Source organism: Ignisphaera sp. (genome assembly GCA_038735125.1).
Taxonomy (GTDB): Archaea; Thermoproteota; Thermoprotei_A; order Sulfolobales; family Ignisphaeraceae; genus Ignisphaera.
On sequence record JAVYNU010000005.1, the window covers coordinates 95,961 to 116,014 of the forward strand.

Here is a 20,054-nt window from a genome sequence, read left to right on the forward strand (position 1 = left end):
GTGAAGCATGAAGATTTATATCCATCTGTTTTATTGGTATCTTGAGTCTCTGCAAGGTATGCAAATGGGTTTGTCACCTTGGTGAGGAGCTATTCCACAAATTAGGAGTACTAAGGATTATGAGGCTCTCAGTATTGAGGACGCACTGAAAATTCTGCAGACTAGTCTGGATGGCTTGTCATCTGAGGAGGTTAATAGGAGACTGAAGATCTATGGTCTTAACTATGTTGAGGAGAGAAGAGAGAGTGCTGTAAAGAGTTTTTTGAAGAGATTTTGGAATCCAATGGCATGGTTACTTGAAATAGCCATAGTATTGTCTATTGTCATTGGCCACTATGTCGAGGCTTCAATTATATTCTCTTTAATGTTTATCAATGCTGTTATAGGTTTCCACCATGAGAAGTCGAGCAAGAGAGTTTTAGAGCTATTAAAATCTAAGCTAGCATTGAAGGCAGTTGTTCTAAGAGATGGTAAATGGGGTCAGATAGACGCTAAGTACCTTGTACCCGGAGACATTATCGCTCTTGGCATTGGCGATGTTGTTCCAGCCGATTGCAAGATCATCGAGGGCGGGGCCACAATAGACCAGTCTATGCTTACCGGGGAGTCGCTGCCCGTGGACATATCCGCTGGCGGAATTGTTTACGCAGGTTCGATAGTTAGGGGCGGCAGAGCCAAGGCAGTTGTTGTCAATACTGGGAGGAACACATATTTTGGGAGAACAGTTGAGCTTGTTAGAATAGCTCAGCCAAAGTCGCATCAACAAGAGGTTATGTTTGCAATTACCAGATACAGTATGTACATAGGGTTGGCAGCTATAGCTATAGCGATTGTATTTGCAGTTGTAACAGGGTTGAAGAACACGCCAATCGCCATAGCCACATTCGCTGTAACCATATTGATGGGTGCTGTACCAGTTGCATTACCGGCTGTGTTAACAATTATGCAGGCCGTTGGGGCCTCTAGACTCGCATCAAGAGATGTGCTTGTCACTAGGCTTAGTGCTATAGAGGATGCGGCTTCTGTTGATGTTGTGTGTCTCGATAAGACTGGTACTATAACAGAGAACAGGCTTTCCATAGCAGATGTCAAGCCGTTGAATGGGTTTACAAAAGAGGATGTGATTGAATACGCCTTTTACTCGTCTAGTCAAGAGGGCAAGGACCAGATAGACAATGTAATTGTTGAATTTGCCAGGAAGTTGAATCTGCCTAGAAAGAGGTATAGCATTATAGAGTTCAAGCCATTTGATCCATCGACAAAGAGAACAGAGGCTACAGTAGATATAGATGGTAAGAGGTTTCTCGTTACAAAAGGAGCTCCTCAAATAATAGCAGAACTTATTGGTAACAGCCCTGAAGTTGTAGAGGCTATGAAAACAGTTGAGGAGTATGCCAACAGAGGTTACAGATCTTTGGCTGTTGCAATAAAAGAATATGAGTCTGGCAAATACAGATTAGCTGGTATCATAGCACTTTTCGACCCTCCTAGACAAAACTCTAGAGAGTTGATAGAGAAAATGAAGAGTGTTGGAATAAGACCTAAGATGGTCACAGGCGATAATGCTGCTGTAGCGAGAGAAGTCGCTAAAATGGTTGGAATTGGAGAGAAGGTTGTAACGGTCAACGAATTGAAGAAAGCTGATGAGAATAGTAGAAAAATGCTTGTTGAAGAGGCTGATATATTTGCAGAGGTTTATCCAGAAGACAAATACATTATAGTGAAAAGTCTGCAAAGCAATGGCCACTTCGTCGGGGTTATGGGGGATGGTGTAAACGATGCTCCAGCTCTAAAGCAAGCCGAGCTTGGCATAGCTGTTGCTAATGCAACAGACGTTGCAAAAGCATCTGCAGGCGTGGTTCTTTTAAAACCTGGTCTAGAGGGGGTTGTAGACATTCTTCTTACAGGTAGAGAGGTTTATCAAAGGGCATTAACATGGATAATAAACAAAGTTGCAAAAACAATCCAATTTACGTTACTACTTGTAATAGGATTCATAATACTCAAATACGATGTTCTTTCACTACTTGGCATGGCACTCCTAGTCTTTGCAAACGACTTTGCTACAATGTCTCTAGCAACAGACAATGCAAAGCCAACAACAAGCCCAAGTAAATGGAGATTCAAAGAACTTGCACTATCTTCGACAATCCTAGGCCTACTTCTACTTGTCGAGGGCCTCATAGCTGTATACATAGGGTCGGCAGTTTACCGCTTTACCATGCAACAAATGCAGACATTTATACTGCTTGTGATGGTTTTTACAAGCCAGTTTAGAGTGCTCATAGTTAGGGAAAGAAAATGGTTTTGGAGTTCAAAACCAGGTAGAGAGCTGATTGCATCTATAATAGGTGTTATAGTAGCGTTTACAATTCTTGGCTGTGCAGGAATTATAGTAACTTCGATAGGTCTCGACAAAACAGTTGTTGCATTAATCTACTCAGCCGCATTCACCATTGGTATTGACCCTGCTAAGGTACTTGTATTTAAGAGGTTTGGCATTACATAGATTTTGAGGCCGTAATAATACAATCTTATTGGTGTTGAGTATAGAGGTCTATGTGGGAACCTCTGGTTGGCTATATGACTGGAACGAGGATGGAACATTCGATTGGTATCTAAGAAACTCTCAGCTAAATGCTGTTGAGCTTAATGCGTCGTTCTATAGATTTCCGTTTAGAAATCAGGTTATTGGATGGGCAAAGAAAACAGCTTTAAAGCCTATTAGATGGTCTGTTAAGATTCATAGAAGCATATCCCATGTTCATAGGCTAGGCGAAAAATCGTATGAAATATGGAAAAAATTTATAGAGCTGTTTAAGCCTCTCGACAACTACGTAGATTTTTATCTACTTCAAATGCCCCCAACATTTAAAAAGAATGAATCCAATGTAGAGAAACTCAAAAAATTCATAAAGACTGTTAGTCCAGGCTATAAAATAGCCATAGAGTTCAGAGACCAGAGCTGGTTCAATAAAGAAACTGTTGAGCTAGCCAAAGAATTAAACATTACACTAGTATCTATAGATTCTCCAATTGGTAGATGGATTGAGATGTGCAATAACATAATTTATCTACGGCTTCATGGAAGGACTGAGTGGTATGCTTACGAATATTCCAATGAAGAATTAGAGGATCTAGCTAAAACCATATTGGGTTTAAATCCTAAAAAAGTATATGTGTTTTTTAATAACAATCATTGGATGCTTGAAAACGCAAGAAAAATGTTTTCTCTACTAACTAAGTAAAAATTGTATTTGTTTTATACTACAAATTAATCATTATATAGGTTTTATATACCCATCTTCTTCTATTTCAAAGCATTCAATAGGTATTGTAGGTGCACATAATATTGATGAATACTTTAATCTATTATTGCTATAGATTGCTATGCTTTCCTCAGCTTTATCACTATCGTGGTTAGATAATGCCTTGTTGCCTTTGCTAAATACGTTCTTTACTGATATTGTTAATGCTTTGAGTATACCTGTTTTTATCATGTTTACTCACCTCAAGTTGGAGTTTACTCTTACATAGTTTATAAGATTTGCGGCAGTAACAAATCTATACTGGTGTATTGGGTATACTCAGACAATAAAAAATTAAGATGATTTTTATTTAATTTCATCAAGAATTTTCATATCATCAGGTGTTAAGGTTATGTTTAAAGCCTCTAAAACTTCATCAATATGGGTGGTTTTTGTAGCACCTATAATGGGTATTATAGGTACATCAAATTGTTCAGACTTTTTCAAGATCCAGGCAATAGCTAATTGCGTGGGTGTAACACCCTTTGATTTTGCAAATTCTACAAACTCTAATACTTTTCTTAGATTTTCATCCGTAAACATTTTCTTTACAGAATCTGATATCTCTCCTCTTGACCCTGATGGAATAACCCATTTCTTTAATTGGGTATCTACATACTTCCCTGTTAAAATGCCTTGGGCTAGGGGTGAATAGACTGTTATCCCCATTCCAAATTTCTTTGCTATGGGTATTATATCAGACTCTATGGATCTATCAAGCCAATTATATCTATATTGCAAAACTGTTATCGGCTCATAGTTATAACTATCGGCTATCATCTGATACTCTACAAGATCTGAAGGAGGTATATTACTCATACCAATATATCTGACCAACCCCATTCTAACGAGGTCATTGAATGTTGACATAACCTCCCTTTTTGGTGTGTCAGGATCAAATCTGTGGGCATAATATATATCAACGTATTCCATCTGCAATCTATTGAGGCTCTCCCTGATTTGCCACATTATATGTTTTCTGCTGAGCCCTGATCCATTAGGCCATGAGGCCATGTCACCGCCAACTTTTGTTGCAATAACTAGGGACTCTCTATCAATTCCAAGCTCCTTAAGCAATTTTCCCAGCAATTTTTCAACATATCCAACATGGGTGACAGGAATAGGTGAGACAGCGCCATGGTATCTATTTGCAGTGTCTATAAAGTTTATACCTGAATCAACAGCTTTTTTCAGTAGTTTTTTTGTTGCTTCAATATCTATTTGTGGAATGCCATATTCATCCCTTACTTCAGTTCTTGGAAGATACCATGTACCTAAAGATATTATAGATACTTTTAATCCGCTGTTTTGTGAAAGCCGTATATATTTCATATTTTTCACCGCAAAGTGACATCTTATTTAATGCTATAATTATGAAATATGAAACTTTAAATACCTTTTACATTTTTCTTGAGTTTTTAGCTATGGGCTGCATCTTGGCTCAAGACATAATATCGAAATATGATTTGGATAGAGTGTCTATAGCGACTCTAGCCAGCCACTCATCTCTTCAGATATTCCATGGTGCAAAGATGGAGGGGTTCAAGACCATTGCTATTGTTACTAGCGATAGGCTGTGGTTTTACGAGCAGTTCAAACATTTAATTGATGATTTTATTGTGTTGAATAGTTGGAGGGATTTGTGTAGAGGCGAAGTTGTTGAAAGGTTAATCTCTTTGAACTCTGTCATAGTTCCCCATGGAAGTTATGTGGAGTATGTTGGTCTTGACTGTGCAGAGAACATAGCTGTGCCCATATTTGGTTTAAGAAAGCTTTTTAGGGTTGAGGCCGATCAATGGGCTAAGATGAATCTTCTTCAGAGGGCTGGTATACCAACTCCCAGGATATATAGATTTGGTGAGGGGATCGATAGACCTGTTATAGTTAAGTTGCCTGGTGCTAAGGGTGGTAGAGGATACTTCATAGCAAAGAATGGCAGAGAGGTTGAGGAGGGACTCAGAAAAAGAGTTGAGCAGGGACTTATAAAGACATTTGACGAGGCTATGATTCAAGAGTATCTGATTGGGGTTACAGCCTACTACCACTACTTCTACAGCCCAATACTAAACAGAGTTGAGATTCTAGGCGCTGATATAAGATATGAGACAAACATTGATGGACTAAGAAGGGTGCCACCAGATATTATTGCTGAGATGGGTGTAGAACCAACATTTGTTGTTGTTGGCAACCTTCCTCTAGTGTTGAGGGAAAGTCTGCTACCGAGGATACTAGAGTATGGGATTAGATTTGTTGAGGAGACAAAGAAGAACTTTCCACCTGGGGCGATAGGCCCCTTCTGCCTCGAGAGTATAATCGACGACAACATGAACATAAAGGTCTTCGAGTTCTCGGGCAGGATTGTTGCTGGAACCAACATATATGTGAATGGAAGCCCATACTCATATCTGTACTGGAGCGAGCCTATGAGTACCGGGAGGAGGATTGCAAGAGAGATTAGATTGGCAATAGAGAAAAACAAAATTGAAGAGGTTTTAACATAGAAAACTATATTAGATTCACCTAGACTTTTAATAGCTTTGGTCAAGAAATATGAAGGCGGCTAGGTTTTACGAACCACACAAACCACTTGTTATAGAAGATGTTCCAAAGCCAAAGCCTGGATATGGAGAAGTTCTTGTCAAGGTAGAGGCAGCAGGTGTTTGCCACACAGAGCTTCACTTCATAGACGGGGTTCTGGATCTAGGTGTACGCCCAATAACCCTTGGCCACGAAATAGCTGGCGTCGTTGAAGAGATTGGCGATGGCGTTTCTGATGTCAGACCTGGGGACAGGGTCGTGGTCTACTACTATGTTGGGTGTGGCAAGTGCAGATACTGTCTAGTTGGTGAGGAGAACCTGTGTGAGAATCCAAAAGCTGAATATGGCTTCATATCCGATGGCGGTTTCGCTGAGTATGTAAAGGTTCCAGCTAGAAATGTTGTCAAGCTACCCGATAACATACCATTTGAGCAGGCCGCTCCAATAGGATGCAGCGTTACAACAGCTATACATGCCACTAAAAAGGCTTCTCCAAAGGTTGGGGAATACGTTGTTGTCTATGGTGTTGGCGGTGTAGGTTTTGCTCTAATTCAGTATAACAAGCTTGTTGGTGCAAAGGTTATAGCGGTTGGCAGAAAGGATGAGAAGTTGGAGAAGGCTAGAGGGCTTGGCGCAGACTACATAATTAATGCTGCTAGAGAAGATGTTGTTAAAAAGGTTTTGAGTATAACTGGTGGTAGAGGAGCTGATGTTGTATACGAGCTTGTGGGCTCCAAGGAAACATTCTCAAACTCTATTAAGATGTTGGCCAAGAAAGGGAGGGTAGTCGTCATTGGATATACAGGAGAGCTGGTGTCTGTAAACCCACTGGATATAGTGGTTAAAGAGGCCACTATTATAGGGTCTGTTGGTAACACTCTCCAGGAGCTTATAGAGGCTGTAAACCTTGTTGCAGAGGGGAAGATAAAGATTGTGGTAGACGATGTTGTGTCTCTAGATAGAATCAACGAGGCTTTAGAGAGGCTTAGAAGAGGCCAGGTTATAGGCAGGGTGGTTGTAAAGCCGCGTTGAATTCTGAAGGGATTGTTATACATGGATATTCTCCTGCTTTTTGAACCTTTTTCAAAGAATAGATGCATGGATTATTTGGTCAAGAAGCTTGGCGAAGGTCCAGGCATAGAAGTTTCAATTGTTTATAACTGGGGTTTGAGAGGTATTCTAAAAGTTGATGACGCTCTTGTTCCACAAGTCATAGATTTTTTGAGAAACATCAGCTGCATTTCAATGACATACATAGTCCGCTCCTACGTCTATGATAGGAGTATCGAGAGGTTGGTTGATGAGGCTCTTGAAACAATAAAAGCAGTGTTTCCCAATAAAGAGGTTGCTATCGAGGTTAGAAGATGGGATAAGAAATATCCGTTGACAAGCATCGAAATTGCTAGAATCATTGCAAGAGCTTTAACCGAAAAAGGCTTTGCAACTCCAAATCCAGATTCTTACAACATCATTTTTGTTGGGGTAGACAAAGAGTTCTCGGTTATAGGCTATGCAGACGAAGATATAATCAGAATTTTTGTGAGAGGAGGTATACCAGTTGCTATAGCAAGAAACATTATCGCTATTGTTGAACGCCCTCAAACAGATTATGAGATTATGGATTTGATACAGCTGTCAAGAGCCATAGGATTTAGGCTAAGACTCTATAAACCAAATGAGAAAGCCCTTAGAAAAGTTCTAGATATTCTGGGAATTGATCTAAACAGTGTTGAGGTTGTTAATAATCAGAATGAGGCGCTTAAAGATGTTGATGTAGCTATTGCCTTGTCTATGTATGCAAAAGACGATGAGAAAAAGCTTTTAGACTTGGTTAAATCGTCTAAGGGTAAGACAATCGCTTTTGTTCTTGGAAACGAGTATGAGGATGTATCGCTTAATTTGAGAAGCAAGTGTGTGGCAGAGGTGAGGCTAGGCCCTTTAACTGGCTTTGCCATGAGGACGTCAGCTGCGTTGGCATATGCTCTAGGCATGGCTATACCCATTTTAGCTGGGCATGGCTAGCGCTTCGTCAGATTCCTCAAATATATTATAGATGCTAGGAAAGTTAGCGCTATGCTCCACATAGTGAGTAGTGCAAGGCTCTGAAGATCTATATATGTGTAGTAGTTGAAGCACCATCTATAAATGTCCGCAGCAATGGAAATTGGTGTTATGCTTATTATTTCTGGTAGTGGGTGTGGAAATCTTAGCGATAAGACTTGCTTTGTATAGAAAACATTTGAGAAGAAGAACAGAAGATAGTGTGTTAAAGCCCTAAACGTTGCCTGTATATTAAAGTCTCTACTAACAGAGGATACAGCTATGGCAAGGCTAGACATGGACATTGTGAGTAGAATAGATGTTATTGTTAGCACTGGAAGCTGTGTTAGAGTAGGTGGAGAGTCTATTATCGAAGCCAGAACAAGAAAGACAAGCTGGTATATTAACCCCCTAAGCATTCCGCCAAACACTCTGCCAAGCACGAGATCCTGTCGTGACATTGGCAATACTAGAAGATACTCTACAGCGTCTCTTCTAATCTCCATGCCAACCTCCCTACCTATTGAGAAAGCTGCAACAAATGTTGCTAGCGCTACAGCCCCAGGTGTCATGAACCTCAGATAATCTGGTATAAGATCCTTTCTCACAATACCTCTAAAAATCATTGCAAATATTAAGATATCCGCAAGATTCATCGCTATTTGCCCAGCTAGCCACTGCTTTGATTGCCAAAACCTATAGAGGTCTCTCCTGGCTATTAGAAAAACCTTGCTTATATTGATCATCTCCACCCACCCCCCTCGAGCTTCTTTTCAACAACATATATGGCAAGAAATGAAAAGCCTATTGCTAACCCAATTATATAAGATGCCAATGCTATTGGGTTTGCTATAGCAATTGCTTTAAACTCTTCAAAAGAGTAGAATATTCTAAGCAGATCAGCTAAATGAGAAACTGGATTTATTATAGCACTGTAATAATATGGGGCAATACTTTTTATAACAACAGCTGGATAGAAAACTGTTGAAAGCCTTACAAGAATAGCGTCAAGAGCACCCATCAAAATATCTGTTGCATCACCAGATTTTATGCTTAGTGTTATGGATATTACAAGACCTGCTATACCTATGGAAAAGGCTAGTGATGCCACAATCGATATTATTATTGCTGCTATAGAAAACTCTTGTGCCAATACAACCACTGTTAGGAACATTGGGAGTGTGAAAAGAGTTGAAGCTATTCCACCTCCAATTGCTCTACCGATGGCCAAAACCTTTCTATTCATAGGTAGAGATAAGTGGTACTCTATAATGCCTTCTTCAAACTCCTCAGCAATGTCATATGCTCTAGAAGCTGTTATCGAAAACAGTATGGATGTGTATATACCGAATAAATAGAATTTGTAATATGTTTGTGTATCTAACCCAAGACTCCGCGTACTAACCATGTATGCCAGTGCCAATCCAAACATAGAAACTTGTACAGCAAACCATGTAGCTCTCATAACGACGAAAATGACCCTTCTCAAAATCTTTGTCAAATCCCATTGAATAAGCAGAAATATCTGTCTAAACATAGTTGTTGGTGAATGCATATCACCACCTGCTTCTCCTAATCCTAATCCTCTTTTAGCTTAGCACCAGTTAAGTAAAAGAATACATCATCGAGTGTAGGTTCTTTTACCATTATCCTAGATATGGTAATACCTTGTTGCTTCAGAGCATCAACAATTTCTATGGCTTTTTCCTCGCCTCTGTTTACATAGACCATAAACGTGTTTCCATTTACTGAAACCTTCCCAAAGCTATTCAGAACCCCCACAACCTTTGAAACATCAATATCTTTGCTAGCCACAGACAACTCTATAATATCTCCATAGGGCATCGAGTCCTTAAGTTCTTGAACCGTTCCCACAGCCCTTAGCTTGCCTCTGTATATTATTGCTATTCTCTCACAAACTCTTTCAGCCTCAAACATATCATTTGTCGAGATGATTATTGTTGATCCCTCTTTTCTCAGCTCCTTAATGGCATCCCATAGAACATGCTTAGAAATAACATCTACCTGCGCTGTTGGCTCATCGAAAATAGCTACCCTCGGCCTTTGGATAAGAATCTTTGCTATCTCAACCTTTTTTCTTGTGCCACCACTCAATTGATAGAAGTACTTATCTCTGTGCTCCCAAAGACCAAGGGCATCCATAACCTCTTTCACAATTTTCTTTGCATCATTTGTTGAATAGCCAACTATTCTCGCATGCCACATTAGCAGGTCATAGGGCTTGTCTATGCCAAGCGCTTTAGGCTCTTGAAAAGCCATTCCAACAAGCCTTCTTACTATATCACCATCCTTCACAACACTATAGCCAAAGACTCTCACATCACCTGATGTAGGCTTGTAGACTGTGGTTATTGTTAGAAGTGTTGTTGTTTTGCCACTTCCATTTGGTCCCAGCAGACCAAATATTTCCCCCTCGTAGATATCCAGAGATAGGTTGTCTACGGCAACAAAGTTTCCAAACTTTTTAACAAGATTTATTATTTCAACAGCTTTTCTCAATTCTTTACTCGCCTAGACTACACCACAATATATTATATATTATACACTTATAGAGCAAAAATTAAATATTTTAAACGTGGCACAAAAGAGTCATTGTTTCAACACATGCTCGAGGTTCTTTCGAATAGCCTCTATAAACTCCTCTGTTGATGCAACAAAATTCAGCGGAGGCTCAGAAACCTTTGCTATGTCCTGGGTCATCACCCTATCAACCTCGATAGTCTTTATAACAGCTTTTTCAAGCAACTCTGAGAATCTTACCAGCTCGCTGTTGTTGTCTAGCTCACCTCTTCTTCTGAGCCCTCTCGACCAGGCAAATATTATTGCTGTTGGGTTTGTCGATGTCTTCTCCCCCTTTAAATATCTGTAGTAGTGTCTCTGAACAGTTCCATGAGCTGCCTCAGCCATGTAGTAGCCCTCTGGGGATAGAAGCTCTGACGTCATCATAGCTAGGCTTCCCGAGTATGCAGATGCCACCATATCCGAGATGACATCACCGTCATAGTTCTTCGTTGCCCATACAAACCCCCCTTCAGATCTCATAGCCCTAGAATAAGCATCGTCAATTAGGTAATACTCATATTTTAGCCCTCTTTTCGAGAACTCATCTTTGAACTCCTTCTCATACACCTCCTGGAATATCTCCTTGAATCTAGCGTCATAGACCTTGGATATAGTCTCTTTTGTTGCAAACCACACATCCAAATTAAACATAGTAGCATATTTGAAGACAGCTCTAGCGAATGAGTATATAGACTTGTCTAGGTTGTAATATGCTTGTATAACCCCTGCTGAGGGGAGAGAGCCTATCTTCACCTTATATTCCCTTCCGCTAGCCCCTCTGTAGACTATATAAGCCTCGCCAGGTTCATCAACCCTTAGACCAGTTCCTGAGTAGATATCGCCAAATGCATGTCTTGCAACAACAATTGGCTTTGTCCAGAACCTAACAGCAGGCTTAATGTTGCTCACAATAATTGGAGCTCTAAAGAGTGTGCCATCGAGAATCTCTCTAATTGTTGCATTAGGGGATCTCCACTCCCTCTTAAGATTATATTCCTTAACCCTTTCCACATTTGGTGTTATAGTTGCGCATTTAACGCCAACCCCAAGCCTCTTGATGGCTTCTGCCGCCCTTATGGTAATCTCATCGTTTGTCTCATCCCTAACCTTTATGTGGAGATCATAATATTCGGTCTTTAAATCAATGTACGGCTCTATGAGTTTCTCCTTGACCCAGTGCCACATCACCCTGGCCATCTCGTCCCCATCTATCTCAACAATAGGTTTATCCATAGATATTTTCCTCATGTTTTAACACCATCAATACACTTAGATCTGCAACTCTAAAACATTTCATAGAAGAGGGAGATTATGATTTTTGATGCTCGTCAATAAAGTTCTTCAACCTATTGATGCCCTCAACAATAAGCTCTTCATTCAATGCAAAGCTAAGTCTTATGAAATCTCTGCCAAAATTTGTTTCAGAAAATACTGTCCCTGGCAACACCGCTACATGCTTCTCCTCTAGAAGCTTGTTGGCAAATGTTTCAACATCTTTGTTGAGCTTGTTCAAAACTTTTCTGATGTTGGGATATAGATAGAATGCTCCTCTGCTTCTCCACACAACCACGCCGTCAATCTTGTTGAGCTCGCTAACCATAACATCTCTTCTTCTTCTAAACGTTTCTAACATCTCTCTCACCGGACTCCAATCACCTTTCAGTGCTTTCACCCCTGCTCTCTGCACAAATGAGGTAGCGCAGGTCCACATGTTTACAGCTAGTTTTGTTAGCTTAGATGCGATATCTCCTCTAACAACAAGGTATCCAAGTCTCCAGCCAGTCATTGAGAAGGTTTTTGAGAACCCATTTGCATAGACAATATAGTCTCTCCAGTTCTCGAAGCTCATGAAAGACTTGAATTCTCCCTCATAGACGAAGTTGTCATAGATCTCGTCTACTATAACCAGAATGTTTCTATCAATGGCTATTTCTAAAATCTTTGTAATCTCCCTCGATGTGAATAAAGCTCCTGTTGGGTTGTGTGGATTGTTTATAACTATGGCTCTCGTCCTGCTTGTCACAGCTTTTTCAATTGCATCTACATCTAGTTCAAAGCCTCCCTCAGAACCAAGCCACTTCAGAGGCACATAAATGGGTTTTCCACCGAGAAACTTTGTTATCTCGGGGTACACATAGTATGAGGGGTCTGGTATTATAACCTCGTCACCAGGTCTTATGTAAGCTGCAAAGGCTAGGAACAAAGCGGCTTTTGCACCAGGTGTAACAATAACCTCGTCTGGCTTTACATCGGATCCATATCTCCCATTCAAATACTCTGCTATAGCCTGTCTGAGCTCTGGTATTCCGGCAACCTCTGTATACCCTGTGAAACCGTCGTCAAGAGCCTTCTTAGCCTCTTCAACTATGTGCCTCGGTGTTGGAAAATCTGGTTGGCCTACACCAAAGTTTATAACCTTGAAGCCCTTTTTCGATAGCTCTCTAGCTCTTGCTGTGTAGATGAAGCCTGTCTCCCCCCTCAGAAAATCTATAACATCTCTTATAGTGCTTGTTGGCGCTTGCCTCAATGGATGCACCAACAAAACATCTTCTGTCGCTAGAGTATAAAAACCTGTTGATCAGAGCTATAGGTGGTGCAATTACTTGTCCGAGCACCCGAGAATAGGATTGATAGGCTTTGGCAGAATGGGCAAAGCAATGGCACTGGGCTTTGCAAGAGCCGGCATAGAGAAAACTTGTGTTGTAGTCTATGATAAGGTTTCTCAGGCTAGAGCAGATGCAGAATCTCTTGGATTTAGAGTGGTGGAGAAGGCCGAGGATGCTTTCACAGACTCTGAAATCATTATAGTTGCTGTAAAGCCAGGGGATGTCGAAGAGGCTCTGAAAGACCTAGCCGATTTCGCTAGCAACAAAATTGTTGTATCCATAGCAGCAGCAATTCCGTTGAAGAGGTTTGAGAACCTTTTACCAAAATCCACTATCTATAGAGCAATGCCGAACATAGCTGTAGAAATAAACAGGGGATTCATAGCACTCTCACCTCCAAGTAGAAAAGATGAGTATATTGAGAAGGTTTTCAACCTTCTAGGAACAGTTGAATGGGTCGATGAAAAAATCTTGGATATGCTAACATTCTACTCAGCATCGACCCCAGCCATGGTTGCTGAACTATTTGACGCATTTCTATTATCTGCGCTAAGGGCTGGGGTGCCATATAACATAGCTAAGAAAGCTCTCTCTACAGTGTTTCAGGGTGTAGGAGCACTTCTAGAGATGAAAGGTTCTAGCGAGCTAAGAGATAGTGTGATAACCCCAAAAGGTGTTACAATAAAAGCTATAGAGAAGATCTATGTGTATGGAGCGAAACAAATACTTTTGAAGGCATTGAATGATGCGTACGACGAATATGAGCAGATGTTGCATAGGAACTAAAAATTGCTTAAAGATGCATGGCCAGCGCAATTATATGAGAACCTGTTAATGCAACTTTAAGGCCATGTTTTGCAGATTGTCTCATTTTTATATTGGTTCACGGCTACTGATGCTGGCATTCGTAAAAATATAAACTCCGCTTCATTATATATAGAGTTGGTGAAAACTTGCTGAAGATATATGACGTTTTGATTGTTGGGGGTGGGCCAGCTGGATACACAGCTGCACTTATGTTGAAGAGGCTTAGCCCTGAAACGTCTGTTGCTGTTGTTAGGCGTGAGGAGAAGGTTCTGATCCCCTGCGCCATACCCTATCTATTCAACTCTATAGATAGTATCGACAAGAATATACTCAGCGACGAACCGTTGCGTAAGCTAGGTGTTGAGATTTTCGTCGACGAGGTCACATCAGTTGATTTGAGTGGAAGATCCGTCAAAACGTTGAAAAGTGGGGAGCTTGGTTTCAAGAGACTTGTTTTGGCGACTGGTTCTAGGCCTAAGAGACTTGGTGTAGATGGCGAGAACTTGAAGAATGTTTACCACATAGTCAAAGACTATAACTATTTGAGGGAGGCGATAGCCGCTGTTAGAGATGCTTCAAACGTGGTTATTGTTGGAGGCGGTTTTGTAGGTGTTGAGATAGCGGATGATCTTTCGAAAACAGGTAAAAATGTTACCTTGGTTGAGGTTCTCCCTCACTGCCTTCTCAAAAACTTTGATGAGGACTTCGCTGTCTTGGCTGAGGAGGAGCTGAAGAAGCGTGGTGTGAATATAAAGACTGGTGTAACTGTCTCGAAGATACTGGGTAGTGGAAGGGTTGAAAGGGTTAGGCTATCGAATGGCGAGGAGATTTCAGCCGATGTTGTCATTATAGCTGTTGGTGTTGAGCCCAACACAGATTTGGCTAGGGCCATGAATCTGAGGGTAGGTGTTACAGGTGGTATAGTTGTTGATAGCTGTAGAAGATCTAGCAACCCGATTGTCTATGCCGTTGGAGATTGTGTAGAGAGACTCGATCTGGTGACTGGAAAGCCTGTGCTTGTGCAACTGGCTTCTGCCGCAACAACAGATGCTAGAATGGCTACACTACACATAGCTGCTAACGCATCTTGTAGGTACATCGGACATGTTGGTGCATTCTCAACAAGGGTAGGGGAGATTGTTTTTGGGGCCGTGGGTGTAACGGAGAGCAGGGCTAGAGAGGAGGGGATAGAATATGTTGTTGGAGTTGGAGAGGCTGTAGACAAGCACCCAACTATACTCCCAGGAGCCAAAGCGGTAAAGCTAAAGCTGTTGGTGTCAAAAACAACTGGAGAGATAATAGGGGCTCAGGTAGCAGGGGGTCAATCGGTTGCTGAATTGATAAACATGGTCAGCGTACTGATGCAGAACAAGACCCACCTACTAGATTTGCTATCGCTACAGATAGCAACGCATCCATGGCTAACGCCATCCCCAGTTACATACCCACTCTACACAGCTACTCTAGATGCATATAAGAAACTTAGATGAGCAGACCTTCTCCCACATCCCATAGCAGTATAAAAGGCTTGCTCGAGAGCGGTTAAATAGTGTAGGTATAGCAAAATGTATTTTGAGATGCAGATCGACCCCTTCATATCCATATTTGCAGCAATCATGTTTATAGTCATTGTCGCTATCGTTGCGTCTTACGCTCTTCGCATCTCTAGAGAGGATTTGGTGAAGAGATTTGTATCTGGTATGCGCATCGAAGACAAAAAGCTTTTCCTCCCAGCTGTAGTCACAATCGATGTTGGAGATGTTTACATAGAGGGGTATTGGGCTAGCAGTGGCAGGAGCAGAAGCTATCATAGCAGGGTAGAGGTTGTCGATGCACAACAAGTTGAGGCGTCGGTGTTAGACCTCGACACAATCAGCAACAGCCCTTTCTACGTCTATGTCGATAGAGGAGACGATGTTCTCGCAATTGCACCTGGTTTCATCATTAAATCTGGTGAGTATAGAGACATTGTTGTTCTGTGTTTAGACAGATCGAAAATACCGACAAAGGAAATAGAGCTTAGAGCCGCGAAAGGAAGTGAACTAGCCCTTGCCAGGGTAAAGCTGGGGCCCACAGGCTATGAGACCTCTGTTAAATGGATTGTTGAGACCCCTGCTGAGAAGAGGCTTGTATACGACGAGGAGAAGGGTGTTTACAGATTCATTGAAGAGTATAAAGAGAGGCCTAGGGCTAGGGGTGCAAGAGTAGAGATATGCTTCAAAAAACCGCGCTCCGGAAGCCTCTGCAGAGAGATTGCAGCTGCTAGAGCTCCGGGTGAGGAGGCAAGGGGTACAAAGAGCTTCAAAATCATCACAACAATAGTGGTGTTCCACAAAAAGCTGCTTCAGGATGCATATAGGCTCTTCTCCGGTGCTATAGAGGCCCAAGGCCAGGAGATTGTTGCAGGGTATAGAGAGGGCTTTGTAACTGCAAAGACAGTGTTGGATATTCCGCTAGCGAGAGACTCTATAGCCGAACAATCTATATAGGATTGATTTAGAAGAGCAGCAAGTCTTAAAGGAGGTTTTCGCTTTCTAAGGGCTAGGCGCGGAGATGATGAGCTTCGGTCGCACTGAACGGTGATTGATCATTCCTCCCACTGATTAGCTTACTAGGCATTTTCTTAGCTTCTCTAGAACGTTTTCAAGTTCGTTTAGCACTGAATCGAGTGAGTGCTGATCTCCCAGCCTAATGGATTCCAAACCCATTTTCACTAGCTCTATTGCTTCGTAGACTTCTTTACATGTTGTCTTCTCCACGTTTTTGTCTATTGCTTTGCTTTGTATAGCGTTCCTTAGCTCATTGACGATTTTCTCTATAGACTCTACTCTCTTCTCCAGTTCGCTCAACCTGGATAGAACATCCTTTGGCTCTACCGCAATACTATACTCTCTAGCAATCTTTGTGGTGTTTGTTAATGGTTTTTGCTCTACCTCCTTCTCCTCACCCTTACCTGCTTCGGGCATCTCCACCCTTAGCACATAGCCTTTCTCCGTCCTCGACACAACACCTTTTGCCCTCAGCCTTGTCAGAACAGCTCTGACAAGCCTTGGGCTAACACCTAGATAGTCTGCTATCTCAGATGGTTTTGCATTTGGATGCCACTTCAAATACTCTATCACTTTACTGGCTATGCTCTCGCCACTCAAGTCTCTGCCCTATGCTCTCTATACACTTAGAAATGTTTTGTGCTTTGTGCTTCACCTCGACTAGCCACAGACTAGTCTGTTACAACATCGTCTATCCTTATAGCTACAGCACCTCCACTTATAAGATCATCTATGGCCCTCTCCTCAGATCCTGGAGGGCTGTTTATACCCTTCACAGCATCCTCCAGAATAAACACTTGGAAGCCTAGCCTCAGACCATCTTCAGCCGTTGCCTTCACACAGTACTCGGCGGCTACACCAGCCATAAAAATCCTCCTCACACCACGCTGCCTAAGAACAGCGTCTAGCTCGGTGTCTTCGAATCCACTGAAAGCCTCTTTATCCTCTTTGAACGCCTTCGAAATCACTATGGCGTCTCTAGGCAGCTTCAGATCCTTGTGGAACTGAGCACCCCATGTATTTTGAATGCAGTGTGGCGGCCATGGACCGCCCCTGGTATTGAATGAGATGTGGTTTTGTGGGTGCCAATCCCTTGTGGCAACAACAACTGCTTTTGCCTTCTCAAACACCTCTATATACCTGTTGATCGTAGGGATTATCGATAGTGCGTTGGGGACTGGGAGGGCGCCGCCTGGCATGAAATCGTTTTGCATGTCAACAATTATCAGAGCGTCTGTGGGCAGAATCTTGAGTTTTGCCACGTGAGACACCAATATTTTATATTGTTTCAAGCTTTAAAATTCTTGTTGCATAGCTTCTACAGATTGGTGGTAATATGGATAGGGGCTACGAGTTTTTGAGCCACACAGCAGATGTGCTCATAAGGGTCTGGGGAGAGAGCGTGGAGGCTGTTTTCGAAGAAGCGGCAAAAGCGATGTTCGAAGTCATTACAGATACCACAAGAGTTGAACCAAGAGAGACTATCCATGTTAGTGTATGTGGATATGACATGGAGAACCTGCTTTACAGATGGCTAGAAGAGATGCTCTACCATCATGACAGCAAAAACATTGTTTTCGGAGAATTCAAAGTGGCGAAAATATATGAGAAAAGCAATGAAGAGAAGATGATCTGTTTAGAGGGATATGCAAGAGGAGAAGAGTTTCAACATGGCAAACACGAGCCGAGAACTGTTGTCAAGGCAGTTACATACAATGAGATGAAGATTTGGAAAGAAAACAATAAATGGTATGCAACATTTGTTGTAGACATCTAAACCATTTATCTACATGCAATCCGAGTCTATGGTACTATGACAAAGTCGTTATACCCTATAACACCCGTTTCCAACAACTCTATCTCCCATACATCAAATTCCTTGAGATTTTTAGCAGCCTCCACAAAGGCATCGACCCTGTCTTCAGACCCTTCAACATGGATTTCCACACTCCCATCAGGCAAATTTCTAACATATCCAAAAACCCCATAGACCATAGCCATGCTCTTAACTCTGCCTCTAAACCCAACACCCTGAACATCGCCATAAACACGAATCTTAACAGCCTTCACCACACCAAATCACTAAACCATAGCTCTTAAAGGTCAACAAGAATTTGCTAATGCTTAAAAATCTTTATCACAAACTATGAGAATATTATCAAAATTGGTATCGCCAATACTATCTGAATACTCCTCCCACCACAACCTAATGTAGACCAGGTTCTACATAAACCATTTCTAAACCTTTTGCATCACCTTGGTAAGCTGTTTCTACTCTTTCTTGGTGAAAAACTCATAAGAAAGTAGAAAGTATTGTGAGGTGCAAGTGACTTGCGATTTAATTTAAAGCTTATAACTCCCTATAATGAAGTAATAAGATTACATGATACTATGTTGAAAGATGAAACATGTGCACATCATATAGACGTAGATGAAAAGGTAGAAGATGTATCCGATAAATTAATACTATTGGGGATCGTAAATGATTACGTTCAGTTCATATGAATTTTATATTATTTTATTTATACTTTGTATTATGTCTATGGTACTAGTTTCTACAAGCGATGAACGCGAATATTAGATGTTATCTATTCAGATATGCAATCTATGTTTATTCATCACATTGTTCTTTAATGTAGTGGCATCACTGTCTTTGCTAGTAGGGACCCCAGGATGTATAGCAGTATCGAAACCCCAAATATCAATACGGTGTTCAAAGTGAATTCCCTTAGATAGCTTGTTTTTTGCAGAACCGCTACATAGAATGTCATGTAGGCTACAATAGCTATTGCAACTATAATCATAGCTGCAAATGCTATGTGTATAGATGGTGCTAGGAAGTATGGTAGTGCCAATAGGATTGAGGCTGTTATATAGGCTATGAATGTGTAGAGCGCTGAGCTCCCTGGCCTCTCCCTTCTCTCCTGCTTCGCTTGGGAATACGCTGCAACAGCCATTGATATAGACGCTGATATACCTGCTAGCAACCCTGTTAAGCCAGCGCTGATAGTGTTTTCGAAGGCCCCTAGAGACCCTGTGTAAATTCCTGTGAGCTCTATGAGAGCATCCGATAAGCCGAGCGTTATAAAGCCTATGTACCTAACCCTGGCCTCGTCGATAGAGTTTGCAAACTCTGTTTCATGCCTCTCCTCATCCTCGATTATCTTCGCCAGCTCATTTCGTATACTGGGATGCTCCTCCCCAATCTTCCTATAGGAATCTATTGCAAAACTCTCTTTAGACTCCATAAACTTTATCAATACTGTTAAACCATATATGTAGAATAGAAATGTGTAGACAAGCAACCTTAGGGTTAACAGCCTCGGTCTGCAGTCCCCAGCAAACCTCCTCCAAAACATGTAGTGTCTATACTCGTCCTCAGAAGCCCTAGTCAAAGCACTTCTCATCTTCTCGCTGACAAAAGGCATTTTCGCCAAGGCTCTGTATATGTGGTGGGATTCGAGCTCATCTATACACATTCTCAGCATCAAACTTTTTCGTGTTGGCAATTGGGCTACCAAAACACTTTTTGCTTTTGCACAAGAAAAGCTTATTGTATGAATAAAGCTATATATTAAATGTTTTTAGAGAGTCGAAGCAGTACTGAGTCTAGGCTGGTGTTC

At 41.5% G+C, this 20,054-nt stretch carries 20 protein-coding genes; 9 read left to right on the plus strand and 11 right to left on the minus strand.

The features are described 5' to 3' along the window. Nucleotides 1-133 precede the first annotated feature (133 nt). Nucleotides 134-2,509, plus strand: coding sequence for a plasma-membrane proton-efflux P-type ATPase (locus tag QW284_06680; GenBank protein MEM0339355.1), 2,376 nt, complete (start codon nucleotides 134-136; stop codon nucleotides 2,507-2,509). Nucleotides 2,510-2,540: 31 nt separating this feature from the next. After that, nucleotides 2,541-3,248 (plus strand): DUF72 domain-containing protein, encoded by a 708-nt coding sequence (locus QW284_06685; GenBank protein MEM0339356.1) that lies wholly within the window; start codon nucleotides 2,541-2,543, stop codon nucleotides 3,246-3,248. A gap of 33 nt (nucleotides 3,249-3,281) precedes the next feature. On the opposite strand, the gene QW284_06690 is transcribed toward QW284_06685, so the two are convergent. Continuing rightward, nucleotides 3,282-3,500: a hypothetical protein gene (locus QW284_06690; protein ID MEM0339357.1), complete on the minus strand. Its 219-nt coding sequence runs from the start codon at nucleotides 3,498-3,500 to the stop codon at nucleotides 3,282-3,284. A 114-nt stretch (nucleotides 3,501-3,614) separates the two neighbouring features. Then, on the minus strand, nucleotides 3,615-4,640 hold the full coding sequence (locus tag QW284_06695; GenBank protein ID MEM0339358.1) for an aldo/keto reductase: 1,026 nt from the start codon (nucleotides 4,638-4,640) through the stop codon (nucleotides 3,615-3,617). 104 nt (nucleotides 4,641-4,744) lie between these two features. Here QW284_06695 and QW284_06700 point away from each other — a divergent pair, with 104 nt between their 5' ends. From QW284_06700 to QW284_06710, 3 genes are read left to right on the plus strand one after another with little or no spacing between them, the layout of a single operon-like run. Continuing rightward, on the plus strand, nucleotides 4,745-5,809 hold the full coding sequence (locus QW284_06700; protein MEM0339359.1) for a formate--phosphoribosylaminoimidazolecarboxamide ligase: 1,065 nt from the start codon (nucleotides 4,745-4,747) through the stop codon (nucleotides 5,807-5,809). A 49-nt stretch (nucleotides 5,810-5,858) separates the two neighbouring features. Then, nucleotides 5,859-6,878 (plus strand): alcohol dehydrogenase catalytic domain-containing protein, encoded by a 1,020-nt coding sequence (locus QW284_06705; GenBank protein MEM0339360.1) that lies wholly within the window; start codon nucleotides 5,859-5,861, stop codon nucleotides 6,876-6,878. A 21-nt stretch (nucleotides 6,879-6,899) separates the two neighbouring features. Beyond that, nucleotides 6,900-7,868 carry a THUMP domain-containing protein gene (locus tag QW284_06710; GenBank protein ID MEM0339361.1) on the plus strand — a complete coding sequence of 323 codons (969 nt, stop codon included), beginning with the start codon at nucleotides 6,900-6,902 and terminating at the stop codon, nucleotides 7,866-7,868. Here the strand turns inward: QW284_06710 and QW284_06715 are convergent. From QW284_06715 to QW284_06735, 5 genes are all read right to left on the minus strand, one after another. Further along, a complete protein-coding gene (locus QW284_06715; protein MEM0339362.1) occupies nucleotides 7,865-8,632 on the minus strand; it encodes an ABC transporter permease in 768 nt (255 codons plus the stop codon). The genes QW284_06710 and QW284_06715 overlap by 4 nt on opposite strands. After that, nucleotides 8,629-9,441, minus strand: coding sequence for an ABC transporter permease (locus QW284_06720; GenBank protein MEM0339363.1), 813 nt, complete (start codon nucleotides 9,439-9,441; stop codon nucleotides 8,629-8,631). Before QW284_06720 ends, QW284_06715 begins: the two co-directional genes overlap by 4 nt. A 23-nt stretch (nucleotides 9,442-9,464) precedes the next feature. Then, nucleotides 9,465-10,406, minus strand: a complete 942-nt coding sequence (locus QW284_06725) for an ABC transporter ATP-binding protein (protein ID MEM0339364.1) — start codon at nucleotides 10,404-10,406, stop codon at nucleotides 9,465-9,467. Nucleotides 10,407-10,496: 90 nt separating this feature from the next. Continuing rightward, nucleotides 10,497-11,717 (minus strand): NADP-dependent isocitrate dehydrogenase, encoded by a 1,221-nt coding sequence (locus QW284_06730; protein MEM0339365.1) that lies wholly within the window; start codon nucleotides 11,715-11,717, stop codon nucleotides 10,497-10,499. Nucleotides 11,718-11,778: 61 nt separating this feature from the next. After that, nucleotides 11,779-12,996 (minus strand): pyridoxal phosphate-dependent aminotransferase, encoded by a 1,218-nt coding sequence (locus QW284_06735; GenBank protein ID MEM0339366.1) that lies wholly within the window; start codon nucleotides 12,994-12,996, stop codon nucleotides 11,779-11,781. A gap of 76 nt (nucleotides 12,997-13,072) precedes the next feature. Between QW284_06735 and QW284_06740 the strand changes: the two genes are divergently transcribed. From QW284_06740 to QW284_06750, 3 genes are all read left to right on the plus strand, one after another. Beyond that, nucleotides 13,073-13,861: an NAD(P)-binding domain-containing protein gene (locus QW284_06740; protein MEM0339367.1), complete on the plus strand. Its 789-nt coding sequence runs from the start codon at nucleotides 13,073-13,075 to the stop codon at nucleotides 13,859-13,861. A 167-nt stretch (nucleotides 13,862-14,028) separates the two neighbouring features. Then, a complete protein-coding gene (locus QW284_06745) occupies nucleotides 14,029-15,372 on the plus strand; it encodes an FAD-dependent oxidoreductase (protein ID MEM0339368.1) in 1,344 nt (447 codons plus the stop codon). Nucleotides 15,373-15,447: 75 nt separating this feature from the next. Beyond that, a complete protein-coding gene (locus QW284_06750) occupies nucleotides 15,448-16,371 on the plus strand; it encodes a hypothetical protein (protein MEM0339369.1) in 924 nt (307 codons plus the stop codon). A 114-nt stretch (nucleotides 16,372-16,485) separates the two neighbouring features. Here QW284_06750 and QW284_06755 read toward each other — a convergent pair whose 3' ends face one another. Both QW284_06755 and QW284_06760 read right to left on the minus strand, forming a co-directional pair. Then, the gene (locus QW284_06755) at nucleotides 16,486-17,031 is read right to left on the minus strand and encodes an HTH domain-containing protein (GenBank protein ID MEM0339370.1); all 546 of its coding nucleotides are present in this window, start codon (nucleotides 17,029-17,031) and stop codon (nucleotides 16,486-16,488) included. Nucleotides 17,032-17,102: 71 nt separating this feature from the next. Beyond that, nucleotides 17,103-17,693 carry a nicotinamidase gene (locus tag QW284_06760; GenBank protein MEM0339371.1) on the minus strand — a complete coding sequence of 197 codons (591 nt, stop codon included), beginning with the start codon at nucleotides 17,691-17,693 and terminating at the stop codon, nucleotides 17,103-17,105. Between the two features lie 74 nt (nucleotides 17,694-17,767). Here QW284_06760 and QW284_06765 point away from each other — a divergent pair, with 74 nt between their 5' ends. Further along, nucleotides 17,768-18,208: an archease gene (locus QW284_06765; GenBank protein MEM0339372.1), complete on the plus strand. Its 441-nt coding sequence runs from the start codon at nucleotides 17,768-17,770 to the stop codon at nucleotides 18,206-18,208. A 26-nt stretch (nucleotides 18,209-18,234) separates the two neighbouring features. On the opposite strand, the gene QW284_06770 is transcribed toward QW284_06765, so the two are convergent. Both QW284_06770 and QW284_06775 read right to left on the minus strand, forming a co-directional pair. Then, nucleotides 18,235-18,501, minus strand: a complete 267-nt coding sequence (locus QW284_06770) for an acylphosphatase (GenBank protein MEM0339373.1) — start codon at nucleotides 18,499-18,501, stop codon at nucleotides 18,235-18,237. Between the two features lie 560 nt (nucleotides 18,502-19,061). Then, nucleotides 19,062-19,910, minus strand: coding sequence for a ferritin family protein (locus tag QW284_06775; protein ID MEM0339374.1), 849 nt, complete (start codon nucleotides 19,908-19,910; stop codon nucleotides 19,062-19,064). Nucleotides 19,911-20,054 lie beyond the last annotated feature (144 nt).

Coding starts and splice junctions, on each gene's coding strand:
- QW284_06690 (MEM0339357.1), bottom strand. CDS start 3,500: ATGATAAAAACAGGTATACTCAAAGCATTAACAATATCAGTAAAGAAC.
- QW284_06695 (MEM0339358.1), bottom strand. CDS start 4,640: ATGAAATATATACGGCTTTCACAAAACAGCGGATTAAAAGTATCTATA.
- QW284_06705 (MEM0339360.1), top strand. CDS start 5,859: ATGAAGGCGGCTAGGTTTTACGAACCACACAAACCACTTGTTATAGAA.
- QW284_06710 (MEM0339361.1), top strand. CDS start 6,900: ATGGATATTCTCCTGCTTTTTGAACCTTTTTCAAAGAATAGATGCATG.
- QW284_06715 (MEM0339362.1), bottom strand. CDS start 8,632: ATGATCAATATAAGCAAGGTTTTTCTAATAGCCAGGAGAGACCTCTAT.
- QW284_06720 (MEM0339363.1), bottom strand. CDS start 9,441: ATGCATTCACCAACAACTATGTTTAGACAGATATTTCTGCTTATTCAA.
- QW284_06730 (MEM0339365.1), bottom strand. CDS start 11,717: ATGAGGAAAATATCTATGGATAAACCTATTGTTGAGATAGATGGGGAC.
- QW284_06750 (MEM0339369.1), top strand. CDS start 15,448: ATGTATTTTGAGATGCAGATCGACCCCTTCATATCCATATTTGCAGCA.
- QW284_06765 (MEM0339372.1), top strand. CDS start 17,768: ATGGATAGGGGCTACGAGTTTTTGAGCCACACAGCAGATGTGCTCATA.
- QW284_06775 (MEM0339374.1), bottom strand. CDS start 19,910: ATGTGTATAGATGAGCTCGAATCCCACCACATATACAGAGCCTTGGCG.